Source organism: Faecalibacterium longum (genome assembly GCF_040094125.1).
Classification (GTDB): Bacteria; Bacillota; Clostridia; order Oscillospirales; family Ruminococcaceae; genus Faecalibacterium; species Faecalibacterium longum.
Genome location: NZ_JBBNIH010000138.1, coordinates 95,411 through 107,317 on the forward strand (window position 1 = coordinate 95,411; position 11,907 = coordinate 107,317).

Annotated in this window: 11 protein-coding genes; all 11 read left to right on the plus strand. The window is 59.0% G+C overall.

Going from position 1 to position 11,907, the window contains the following annotated elements; genetic code table 11:
• Window positions 1–13 precede the first annotated feature (13 nt).
• The 11 genes from whiA (at window position 14) to AAAU26_RS08095 (ending at window position 11,887) form a co-directional block, all read left to right on the plus strand.
• A complete protein-coding gene (gene whiA / locus AAAU26_RS08045; RefSeq protein WP_227618480.1) occupies window positions 14–955 on the plus strand; it encodes a DNA-binding protein WhiA in 942 nt (313 codons plus the stop codon).
• On the plus strand, window positions 952–4,464 hold the full coding sequence (locus tag AAAU26_RS08050; RefSeq protein ID WP_227618481.1) for a DNA polymerase III subunit alpha: 3,513 nt from the start codon (window positions 952–954) through the stop codon (window positions 4,462–4,464). Before whiA ends, AAAU26_RS08050 begins: the two co-directional genes overlap by 4 nt.
• Before the next feature lie 177 nt (window positions 4,465–4,641).
• Window positions 4,642–5,616 (plus strand): 6-phosphofructokinase, encoded by a 975-nt coding sequence (pfkA, locus tag AAAU26_RS08055; protein ID WP_015564104.1) that lies wholly within the window; start codon window positions 4,642–4,644, stop codon window positions 5,614–5,616.
• 152 nt (window positions 5,617–5,768) lie between these two features.
• Complete coding sequence (ligA, locus tag AAAU26_RS08060; protein WP_227618482.1) at window positions 5,769–7,763, plus strand: NAD-dependent DNA ligase LigA; 1,995 nt, start codon at window positions 5,769–5,771, stop codon at window positions 7,761–7,763.
• Between the two features lie 130 nt (window positions 7,764–7,893).
• Entirely contained in the window at window positions 7,894–8,775 is an 882-nt protein-coding gene (locus AAAU26_RS08065) for an ATPase, T2SS/T4P/T4SS family (RefSeq protein WP_207675905.1), read from the plus strand.
• Entirely contained in the window at window positions 8,772–9,224 is a 453-nt protein-coding gene (locus AAAU26_RS08070; RefSeq protein ID WP_227618483.1) for a hypothetical protein, read from the plus strand. Before AAAU26_RS08065 ends, AAAU26_RS08070 begins: the two co-directional genes overlap by 4 nt.
• A 21-nt stretch (window positions 9,225–9,245) precedes the next feature.
• Window positions 9,246–9,440, plus strand: a complete 195-nt coding sequence (gene spoIIIAC / locus AAAU26_RS08075) for a stage III sporulation protein AC (RefSeq protein WP_015564106.1) — start codon at window positions 9,246–9,248, stop codon at window positions 9,438–9,440.
• A gap of 11 nt (window positions 9,441–9,451) precedes the next feature.
• The gene (locus tag AAAU26_RS08080) at window positions 9,452–9,817 is read left to right on the plus strand and encodes a SpoIIIAC/SpoIIIAD family protein (RefSeq protein ID WP_015564107.1); all 366 of its coding nucleotides are present in this window, start codon (window positions 9,452–9,454) and stop codon (window positions 9,815–9,817) included.
• Window positions 9,814–10,902: a stage III sporulation protein AE gene (locus AAAU26_RS08085; protein ID WP_158394489.1), complete on the plus strand. Its 1,089-nt coding sequence runs from the start codon at window positions 9,814–9,816 to the stop codon at window positions 10,900–10,902. The genes AAAU26_RS08080 and AAAU26_RS08085 overlap by 4 nt, the downstream gene beginning before the upstream one ends.
• On the plus strand, window positions 10,899–11,387 hold the full coding sequence (locus tag AAAU26_RS08090; protein WP_227618484.1) for a hypothetical protein: 489 nt from the start codon (window positions 10,899–10,901) through the stop codon (window positions 11,385–11,387). The genes AAAU26_RS08085 and AAAU26_RS08090 overlap by 4 nt, the downstream gene beginning before the upstream one ends.
• Window positions 11,384–11,887, plus strand: a complete 504-nt coding sequence (locus AAAU26_RS08095) for a stage III sporulation protein AG (RefSeq protein WP_227618485.1) — start codon at window positions 11,384–11,386, stop codon at window positions 11,885–11,887. The genes AAAU26_RS08090 and AAAU26_RS08095 overlap by 4 nt, the downstream gene beginning before the upstream one ends.
• Window positions 11,888–11,907: the final 20 nt, after the last annotated feature.

Genomic DNA, 11,907 nt, shown 5'->3' on the forward strand with positions numbered 1-11,907 from the left:
GGATAAACATATCATGAGTTTTGCATCCCAGGCAAGGGAGGAGATCGCCCGGCGCAGTCTGCAGAAGGACTGCTGCGTCCGCGCTGCTGCCTATGGAATTGCCTGCTTCGCCAAGTACTTCGACGCCAGCGGGCTGGTGCTGCAGACGGAACAGGAGCTGACGACGCAGGTGGCTTCCCAGCTGTTTGCGCGCTGCGGCGTACAGGGCGACATCATCGAGAAGCAACGTCCCAGCGGGGTGGTCTATGAGTTCAGCATCCGCGCACCGGAGCAGGTGGCGCGGATGCACGAGCTTTTCGGCACCACCGGCACCGAGACGAGCCTGCAGATAGACCCCAGACTGATTCGCTGCCAGACGTGCGTCAGCGCGTACATCGGGGCAGCTTTTTTGTGCAGCGGCACGGTCACTGACCCGCAAAAGGAATATAACATCGAGTTTCTCACCAGCCGCACGAACCTTGCGCGCGACTTCGAAGCCCTGCTGGCGGAGCACGAGTTTGCACCCCACCGCACCCGCCGCAACGGCGTGAACCTTGTTTACGTCAAGAGCTGCGACAACGTGGAGCGCATCCTTTCCTTTATGGGAGCAGCGGAGGCATCGGCCCAGCTCAGCGCTCAGAAGGCTGTCAAGCAGATGCGCAACCAAATCAACCGCCACACAAACTGCGATACCGCAAACCTGGGCAAGACGGCCCGTGCCAACGCCCAGACACTCAAAGCCATCCGCTTTCTGGAAGAGCAGGGGGCGCTGAAAACGCTGCCCGAGGCGCTGCAGCAGGCAGCAGCCCGGCGGCTGGAATATCCTGATTTATCGCTGACGGCGCTCTGCGGAAGCTTTGACCCGCCCATGAGCAAATCGGGCCTTTCTCACCGGATGAAAAAGCTGGAAGCGCTGGCCGACGCCCTGCGTCAGCGGCTCGAAGAACACACTGAAACAGAGGAGGAAGGAGCATGAGCGATGTGACCGAAGGTAACCGTCAGGGGAGAGACTTCGTTCATCTCCACATCCATACCGAATACAGCCTGCTGGACGGTGCCTGCCGTATCGACCAGCTTATGGACCGCGTCAAGGAGTGTGGTCAGAGCGCCATCGCCATCACAGACCACGGCGTCATGTACGGCTGTGTCCAGTTCTATAAGGCCGCAAAAAAGGCAGGCATCAAGCCTATCATCGGCTGTGAGGTCTATGTGGCCACCCGCACCCGCTTCGATAAAGTCAACAAAATCGACGGCAACAACCATCTTATCCTGCTCTGCAAGAATGAGACAGGCTATAAGAACCTCATCAAGATGGTGTCCGCTGCCTTCGTGGAGGGCTTTTATTCCAAGCCTCGTGTAGATAAGCAGCTTCTTGAGCAGTATCATGAGGGGCTTATCTGCCTGTCTGCCTGCCTCGCAGGCGAGATCCCGCAAGCCATTCTGGCGGGAGACTACGAGAGGGCAAAGTCCACGGCCCTGTGGTATCAGGAGCTGTTCGGCAAGGGCAATTACTACATCGAACTGCAGGACCACGGCCTCGAAGAGGATACTATCGTCCTGCCCCAGCTCATCAAACTGGCGCGGGAGACCGGCATCCCGATGGCAGCCACCAACGACTCCCACTATCTGCGGAAGGATGACGCCAAGATGCAGAGCATCCTGCTCTGCATCCAGACAGGCAAGACCATTCAGGATGCCGACCGGATGGAGTTCCAGACCGACGAATTTTACGTTAAAACGACGGATGAAATGTATGATTTGTTCGCAATGGTGCCGGAAGCCTGTGCCAACACCCAGAAAATTGCGGACCAGTGCAATTTTGACTTCGACTTTGGACACACCAAAATTCCATATTACAAAGCCCCGAACGGGATGGACAATCAGGAGTTTTTCGAGAAACTCTGCTGGGACGGCCTCGAGCGCCGCTACGGCTCGGACGTCCCACAGTCCAATAAGGACCGCCTGACCTATGAGATCGGCGTGGTCAAGTCGATGGGCTATACCAACTACTACCTCATTGTCTGGGATTATATCAACTACGCCAAGAGTCAGGGCATTCCGGTAGGCCCGGGCCGTGGCTCGGGCGCGGGCAGCATCGCGGCTTACTGTGTAGGTATCACCGACATCGACCCCATCCGCTACAACCTCATCTTCGAGCGATTCCTGAACCCCGAGCGCGTCAGTATGCCCGATTTTGACGTCGATTTCTGCTATGAGCGCCGTCAGGAGGTCATCGACTACGTCAACCGGAAGTACGGCGCAGACCATGTGGCCCAGATCGTCACTTTTGGCACCATGGCCGCCCGCAACGCCATCCGCGATGTGGGCCGTGTGATGGGTATGCCCTACCAGAGCGTGGATGTGGTGGCAAAGCAGGTGCCGATGGAGCTGAAAATGACGCTGAAACGCGCCTTGGAGGTCTCACCGGAGCTCAAGCGGATGTACGACAGCGACCCGCAGGTCACAGAACTTATCGACACTGCGCTGAAAGTTGAAGGTATGCCCCGCCACGCCTCCACCCATGCGGCCGGCGTCGTCATTACCCCGGAACCGACAGACTATTATTTGCCCCTGGCCACCAACGACGGCCTGCCTGTCACCCAGTTCAATATGACCGAGATCGAAGAGCTGGGCCTGCTGAAAATGGACTTCCTCGGCCTGCGTACCCTGACGGTCATCCGGGACGCGGAGGCGGCCATCCAGAAAAAAGACCCGTCCTTCTCCATCCGAAAGCTGGATTATGACGATGCAGCGACTTATAAGATGCTGGGTCAGGGTGAAACGGAGGGCGTGTTCCAGCTCGAATCCTCGGGTATGAAACAGGTTCTCGTGGGTCTGCAGCCGCAGAACCTTGAAGATGTCATCGCTCTTATCAGTCTTTACCGCCCCGGCCCGATGGACTCCATCCCGACCTACCTGCGCAACCGCCACGAGCCGGATAAAATCAGCTATAAGACCCCTCAGCTGGCCCACATCCTTGACGTCACCAACGGCTGCATCGTCTACCAGGAACAGGTCATGCAGATATTCCGTGAGCTGGCCGGTTTCTCGTTCGGACAGGCAGATAACGTCCGCCGTGCCATGAGTAAAAAGAAGCACGCGGTGATGGAGGCAGAACGCGAGCATTTTGTCCACGGCTGCACCGAGCCGGGTCACGAATGCCCGGGCTGTGTCGCCAATGGCATCTCCGAGAAAGTTGCCAACGAAATTTACGATGAAATGTCAAGTTTTGCGTCCTACGCCTTCAATAAAAGCCATGCGGCCTGCTACGCTTACGTCGCATTCCAGACGGCTTATCTCAAGTGTCATTACCCCAGCGAGTTTATGGCCGCATTGCTCACCAGTGTGCTTGACAATACCGACAAAGTCATCGAGTATTCGGGCGAATGCGCCCGCCTGGGCATCAAGGTGCTTCCGCCGGACGTCAATATCTCGAACGGCGGCTTCACGGCGGACAACGGCAAGATTCGTTTCGGCCTGAATGCGGTCAAGAATGTGGGCCGCAACCTCATCGAGCGAGTCGTGGAAGAGAGAAAAGAGAAGCCTTATTCGAGCCTCTATGATTTCTGTAAGCGGATGCACGGCACTGAGCTGAACCGCCGGGCTGTGGAATGTCTTATCAAGGCGGGTGCCTTCGACAGTATGGGCGTCAACCGCCACAGCCTTGTGGAAGCCGTAGACGGCATCATCAAGAGCGTGGAGAGCGACTCCCGCCGCAATCTTGAGGGACAGCTGGACCTGTTCTCGGTGATGAGCGGAGAATCTCAGACTGCTGACACCGACAGCTACGAGATAAAGCCCTTCCCGGAGTACAGCCACACCGAACTGCTCCAGCAGGAGAAAGAGGTCAGCGGCCTCTATCTGTCCGGCCACCCGCTGGACGCCTATCGGGAACAGTCGGCACGCTTTGCGTCCAACAGCATCAAGGAGCTCACCGGCGAGGACGCTCACAAGCTGGACGGCAATCATGTCCGTATCGTGTGTACCATCGTCAAAAACCGGATGATGACCACCAAATCCAACACGATGATGGCCTTCACCAGCGTGGAGGACCTGACCGGTACGATGGAGGTCATCGTCTTCCCACGGGTACTGGATACTTTCCGCGATGCGCTCAAGGAGAATGCCGTCGTGGTCATCGAGGGACGCCTCTCCGTGCGTGAAGATGAGCCTTCCAAGCTGATGGCTGAGAACATCTCGCCCATCGAGGGCTATGACCCCAAACGCCCGCAGGCCAACCGCCCCAACCTCATGCGGGATGCCGCCCAGCGGCTCTATGTCCGCCTGCCGTCCCGCAGCTGCCCCGAGTATGCAAAGGTCATCAATCTCCTTGAGATATTCGACGGCGATATGCCCGTCATTTTCTATCTCGAGGATGTCAAGCAGAAGCTCGCCGCGCCCCGGAGACTCTATGCTTCGGGCCATCCACTACTGTTCCAGGAGCTGAAGCGTCTGCTTGGTGAACGCAATGTTGCAACAAAATGACATTTCTGTGCATCAATCATTATGCCCGCGCTGTTTTCAAATGATTAACTTTGTGATATACTTGTCTAAGGCAAGCCATAGCAAATATGTTGCATCGAGTCGGGCCGCATCTGTGGAAGAAGGGGATGCGCGCGCCCCGAGTGGTATGTGAAGAAACAAATTGGAGGGAATCTCTCTATGGAAAAGCAAATCAAGACGATCGGTGTTCTCACCAGCGGCGGCGACGCCCCTGGCATGAACGCAGCTGTCCGTGCCGTGGTCCGTACCGGCCTGCACAAGGGCTTCCGCATGATCGGCATCCAGCGCGGCTATAACGGTCTGCTGAACGGTGAGTGCTTCGAAATGAACCTGCGCAGTGTCTCGAACATCATCTCTGCCGGCGGCACCATCCTTTACACCGCACGCTGCCTTGAGTTCAAGACCAAAGAGGGCCAGGATAAAGGCGCAGCCAAGTGCCGTGAGCTGGGCATCGACGCGCTGGTGGTCATTGGCGGCGACGGTTCTTACCGCGGCGCCCGTGAGCTGGCACACCGCGGCATCCCGATGATCGGCCTGCCCGGCACCATCGACAACGATATTGCCTGCACCGACTACACCATCGGTTACGATACCGCTATGAACACCGCTCTGGAGATGATCGACAAGCTGCGCGACACCACCCAGAGCCATGACCGCTGCAGCGTCGTCGAGGTCATGGGCCGCAACGCTGGTTACATTGCCCTGAACGTCGCCATCGCCTCCGGCGCTATGGCCGTGCTGCTGCCCGAGAAGGAGTTCGATATGCAGCGCGACATCCTCGATAAGATCGTCGAGACCCAGCGCACCGGCAAGCGTCACTTCATCGTCATCGTCGCAGAGGGCATCGGCCACTCTCAGGAGATCGCCAACGAGATCCAGGCCCGCACCGGCATCGACACCCGTGCCACCATTCTGGGCCACGTCCAGCGCGGCGGCTCTCCCACGCTGCGTGACCGTGTGAACGCTTCTGCTATGGGTTATCACGCTGTCTGCCTGCTCGAGCAGGGCAAGTATAACCGCATCGTCGGCATGAAGGGTGAGGAGCTGGTGGATTACCCCGTAGATGAGGCCCTCGAGATGACCAAGAGCATCGACCCGGTCCTCGTGGATGTGTGCAATACGATTTCGATTTGATTTTTTGAACATACGACGGAGCTGTGTTTTCCATGACATCGGAAAGTGCAGCTCCGCTTTTTATATTTACGCAACCCGAAGTTTTGTGGTATACTATCGCAAGAGAATCAAGACGCGGCGCTCTGTCCCGCGTCAGGCAGGAGAGTGGAACTGTGGAACTGGAACAAGCCAAGAAGCGCGTAGAGGAACTGCGCGCTGTTATCGAGAAGAATAACCGCCTTTATTACGACCAGGACGCCCCCGAACTCGAGGACTTTGAATACGACGCCCTGACGCGGGAATTGAAGGAGCTGGAAGCGCAGTACCCGGAGCTGGTCACTCCGGCTTCGCCCACCCAGCATGTCGGCGGCACCCCCAGTGGGCGCTTCGCAAAAGTGACACATGCCGTCAAGATGGAAAGTTTGCTGGATGCATTTTCCTACGATGAACTGCGTGATTTCGACCGCAGAGTGCGTGACGCGGGTATCGAGCCGGAGTATGTCGTTGAAATCAAGATCGACGGTCTTTCTTGCAGCCTTGAGTACGAGAACGGTGAACTGGTCCGTGCTTCTACCCGCGGCGACGGTGTCGTAGGCGAGGACGTCACCGCCAATGTCCGGGCTATCAAAAAGATACCGAAAAAGCTGAAAAATGCCCCTGAGTTTCTCGAGGTGCGCGGCGAGGTTTATATGCCCCATGAGGCGTTCCAGCACCTCTGCGCCGAGCAGGAATTGCAGGGCGCGGCACCCTTCAAGAATCCCCGCAACGCCGCCGCCGGTTCGCTGCGCCAGAAGGACGCCAAGATCACCGGGAGCCGCGGCCTTTCGATTTTTGTTTTCAACGTCCAGCAGGTGCATGGCAAGGAGCTGACTACCCACGCGGAAAGCCTCGATTACCTCAAAAGTCTCGGCCTGCCGGTCTCTCCCCGCTACCACATCGTCCACGACATTGAGGACGCGATCAAGGAAATCGAGCAGATCGGACAGAACCGCTCAAAGCTCGATTTCGACATGGATGGTGCGGTCATCAAGGTCAACAACTTCGCCCAGCGCGACCTGATGGGCTCTACCAATAAGTTCCCCCGCTGGGCCATCGCGTTTAAGTATCCGCCCGAAGTCAAGGAGACGACCTTGCGCAGCATCGAGGTCGCTGTGGGCCGCACAGGCGTATTGACCCCGACCGCCTGCTTCGACCCGGTCTTCCTCGCCGGTACGACGGTGGCCCGCGCGACCCTCCACAACGAGGATTTCATCCGCCAGTTCGGCCTCTGCATCGGCGATACCATTCAGGTGCGGAAAGCCGGCGACATCATCCCGGAGGTCATCGGCGTCGTCCATCACCCGGAGAACGCGGAGCCTTACCGGATGCCGACAGCCTGCCCGTCCTGCGGCGCACCGGTCGTCCATCTCGAGGATGAAGCTGCCCTGCGCTGTGTCAACCCGGAATGTCCGGCCCAGTCTCTGCGCAACATCATCCATTTTGCTTCCCGCGATGCGATGGACATCGACGGCTTGGGAACTGCCGTAGCGACACAGCTGGTGGAAAAGGACCTCGTTCACTCGGCGGCAGACCTTTATGATTTGACGCTCGAGCAGCTGCTGACACTGGAAAAGTTCAAGGAGAAGAGCGCAACGAATCTTCTCCACGCCATCGAAAATTCCAAGCAGAACAATCTTGACAAGCTGCTGTTCGGCTTCGGCATCCGCAACATCGGCGACAAGGCCGCTGCATTGCTGGCTGAGCACTTCGGCACACTGGAAGCCATCCGGGAGGCAGATATTGAAAAAATCAGCGAGATCGACGGTTTCGGAGGCGTGATGGGCCAGAGCGTGGTAGAGTTCTTCGCCAAGGACGGCACCACAGACCTTATCCATCGTCTGGCTGACGCCGGGGTGAACATGGCCTGGAAGGGCGAACCGAAGGGCGACAAGCTGGCGGGAATGACGCTGGTCGTCACCGGCACCCTCGAGACGCTCTCCCGCAATGAGGCAGAGGCTCTCATCGTCAAAAACGGCGGCAAAGCCAGCGGCTCAGTCTCCAAAAAGACGGCTTACGTTGTGGCTGGCACAGCAGCAGGCTCCAAACTGACCAAGGCACAGGCCCTCGGCGTACCTGTGCTGACGGAGGAAGAATTCCTTGCCATGCTGCGGGATGAACCGGAAGCTTAAATAGAATAGACTCAAAAGGCTCATGCAGTGGGTGTCCCCGCTGTGTGGGCCTTTTTTGCGTTCTAAAAACTCTGACGCCGCATACAGTAGGAGCAAGAAGCCAAAATGACGAGACCGAAGGAGAAACAAGATGGACGAGTATTACCGCGCTGTTCGGGCTTTGCCCGCATGGCTGGCACGGCCTTTGAGCGCCCTGCCGCCGGGCATTGCAGAACAGGTACATGAGATACGCCTCCGGGTCGGCTGTGGAGTACAGTTGACCATCGGCGGAAAGCCCTGCTGCCCGGCGGAGCTGCCTGCTTTGCAGAAGCTCCGGCTGACGCCCTTGCAGATGGAAGAGATATTCGTCACCCTCTGCGGCGGGTCGGTACACAGCCACGAGACAGAAATTGCGGTGGGCTATGTCACGCTCAGCTGTGGGTGCCGCGCCGGGCTGGCCGGACAGTTTTACTGCGCACCGGGGCAGAGCGCCGTCTTGCAGGAGCTGCGCTCGGTGAATGTCCGCGTTGCCCGGAACCGGGAATTTCCTCTGCCACAGAAACTCCGGGATATTCTACAGCAGCGATTTATCGGGATGCTCCTGATGGGGGAACCCGACAGCGGCAAAACGACCCTTCTGCGAGGTGTCGCCCGGGAACTTGCAAAACAGAATAGGGCCGTGGCCGTCATCGACGAGCGGAGAGAGATATTCCCCTCGGAGGAAAGCGCGGCGCTTCCGCTCGACATCCTCAGCGGCATACCCAAGGGACAGGCGGTGCAGATGGCTCTGCGCACCCTCTCGCCGCAGGTCATCTTATTGGACGAGCTGGGCGGGATGGACGAGCTTTACGCGCTGGAGCAGGGACTTTTCAGCGGGGTGGAATTTATCGCCACACTTCACGCTGCCAGCTGGGAAGAAGCTGCCCGCCGCCCGCAGGTGCAGTATCTGCAAAAGTGCGGTGCGCTCCATGTGGCAGTGCTTCTGAAAGGCCGCACTGCGCCGGGGCAGCTGAAAGAGGTGCGTGTTTCGTGAAAACGCTTCGAGTCGTCTGTGCGCTGTTCTGGCTGGGCTGCGGCTGGTGCGCAGGGGATGCGGCCTGCCAGAATACGCGGCGGCATCTGGCGGCGCTGGAAAAGACGCTTTTGCTTTTGCAGCGCGTCCGGCAGGAGATAAACTATCGTCACACGGACCTCACCTTGCTTTTCCGCAGACTGAAACAGGAGGGGCTTGTCACGGGCGAAAGCTTCCGGGGCCTTTGTCCGCTGCCCGGTCTGACGCGCCTGGAACGCGACTGTTTCATCGAGTGCTTCTCGGGCCTTGGCCGGATGGAGGCAGAGCAGGAGTGTCAGCGGCTGGCATTTTATCAAGAGCGGTTCACGCTGTTTTTGCAGCAGGCGCAGGAACACGCCCGCCCTCAGCTGGAATTGAGTCACAAGCTGGGATTTGCTGCCGGACTGGCGGCGGCCATCCTCTGCCTCTGATGAAAGATAGGGGGAATGTGTATGGACATCGACCTGATTTTCAAGATCGCGGCCATCGGCATCATCGTGGCGGTGCTCAACCAGCTGCTCATCCGCTCAGGCCGGGAAGACCAGGCCATGATGACCACACTGGCGGGGTTGGTGGTAGTGCTGTCCATCCTGGTCAAGCAGATCAGCGTGCTTTTTGTCACCATCAAGTCCCTCTTTGCGCTATGAGCGCCCTAACGATGCTGGGACTTGCGGTGATGGGGGCTGTGCTGTACACCCTGTTCCAGAAAAGCGCCCCGGCTTTCGGGCTGTTTGTCTCAATGGGAGCCGCTGTCCTTGTGCTGTGGAAAATCAGCGCAGCGGCGCAGACCGTGCTTTCCGGGCTGACAAAACTGGAACAGCGGGCAGGCGGCGACGCCTTTTCCTGTCTGCTGCGGTGTACAGGCATCATCCTGCTGGCCGATTACGCCCACTCGCTCTGCGAGGAGGCGGGGGCTGAATCGCTGGCGTGGTGTACGGCACTGGCCGGCCGGGTGCTGGTGCTTGCGGCAGCGTGGCCCCTGCTGGAAGAGATCGGCCAGAAGATAGGGAGCATCGCAGGATGAAAAGAGACAAGCTTTTCCGTTTGAGTCTGGCAATACTGTTCTTGTGGACGAGCTTTGCACTCGCGGCCCCGGCGGCGATGGCCGCTTCGAGCACAGCTCTGCCGGGCAGTTCTCTCTGGGAGCCCTATTTGCAGCAGAGCCGCATCGACCTCGAAAAGGCGGCATCCTCACCATGGGAAACACTGAAAAGCTTTCTGCCCCGATCCTTCGGCGCACTGGTGCGCCAGACGGCAAGTCGCTATACGTCAGTGCTCCTGTTCCTGACGCTGACAGCGGTGCTGGGGCTTCTTGCCGGGGAATGCACCGATGGGGCCTTGCTGGATCTGGTGGCGGCAGGCGGCTGCGGCGTCCTGCTCTGGGGGAGTCTGCTGGAAGAAGCCCAGAAGCTTTGTGAACAGGTGGAGAGCTGGCGCAGCTTTCTGTTGGGGTTCCTTCCCGTCTATGCCGGTGTCCTCACGATGGGAGGGGAAGGAGCAGCAGGCAGTGCGGCCAGTGGAGCGCTGCTGACGGCACTCTGCTTTCTGGCTCAACTGGCAGCGGCCTTCGTTCAGCCGCTGCTCCACTGCTATCTGATGCTCAGCATGGCCTGCTGCGTCAGCTCTGAACCAGCCCTCGGCGTTTTCTGCAAGGGCGTCGGCAGTGCGCTCCGTCAGGCGCTGGGCTGGGCCGGAAAAATTCTGGTGGCTCTGCTGGGCCTGCAGAGGGCTGCAGCATTCCAGCTGGACCGCTTTTCGCTCCGTACCGGCCAGCTTTTGGCAGGGAGCGTTCCCATCATCGGGCAGACTCTCAGCAGTGCATCGGAATCCATCCTCGCAGGGATACAGCTCCTCAAGAGCGGGCTGGGGCTGGCAGCTCTGTCGGTGCTGGGCGCGGAGTTCGTGCCGCTCTATCTGGGGCTGATGATACAGCTGGCTCTTCTGATGGGATGCAGTCTGCTCTGCAGTCTCACTGGCATCTCCCGCTGCCGCGCATTATTCGACTGTTTTGCCGAGGCGGTGCGCTGTATGGCAGCGGTGGTGGCGCTTTTCTTCGGGCTGGCGGCGGCAGGGGTAACACTGCTGTTCATCGTAGGAGGTGGTTCATGATGCAGGCACTGGAACGGGCAGCGGCGGTCTTCTGTACGGCCTGTATCTGCGCCGAGCTGCTCTCCCGCTTTGTCGGACAGGGCTGGGGGCAGAAGTGCATAAAAGCGGTGGCAGGGCTATATATTCTAGTAGTCTTTGCGGATGCTCTGCCCGGCGCAAAGGCGCAGTTTGCCGCATTGGAACTGCCGCAGGTGCCGGCGGTCTCGGTAGGCAGTCTGGAGGATGCTGTTCTGGCACAGACGGCAGAAGAACTCTCCCGTACGCTCGAAGAACGCTGTCTCAGCGAGGCGGGTGTTTCGCTCAGGCTGAATATCATTCTGAGCCAGACCGCTGAGGGCGTGGAAGCGGCTGAGGTACAGATCGTCCCTCAGGACGCCGTCACTGCCTCGCAGAAGCGGGCAATAGAAGCGCTGCTGGAAGGACAGCTTCAGCTGGGACCGGAATGCATTAAATGGAACAGCCCCAGCGGGGAGGATGTGCTATGAACAACGAGCTTTTTTCACGGCTGAAGGACCTCGCGCAGAAGGAAAAACGCGCCCGGCTGGCGGTTTTGCTGGGCGCGGCGGCCATGCTGCTCATCCTGCTGTCGGAGCTGTTCACCCCTTCAGAGAAGACCGCCGCAACAAGCGCCGCCCCGGCGGATGACAACGTCTACCGCCAGCAGCTCGAGCAGCAGCTTTCCGACCTCATCGCGCAGGTAGAGGGCGCGGGAAAGACCACCGTGATGATAACACTGGAAAGCGGAGAGGAGACCATCTATGCTCTGGACACGCTCTCGGGACAGACCCAGGAACAGCAGACCCATGTGCTGCTGGACGACGGGACCGCGCTGGCACAGACAGTCTGCACCCCCAGAGTGTGCGGGGTGGCCGTGGTGTGCGAGGGCGGGGGAGATGTCCGGGTCGCCGCCCGAATCACCGAGCTGGTGGGGGCGCTGCTGGATGTTCCGTCCAACCGCATCTGCGTAGAGCAGCGCCGGGAATGATTTTTTGCAGCGATGAAATA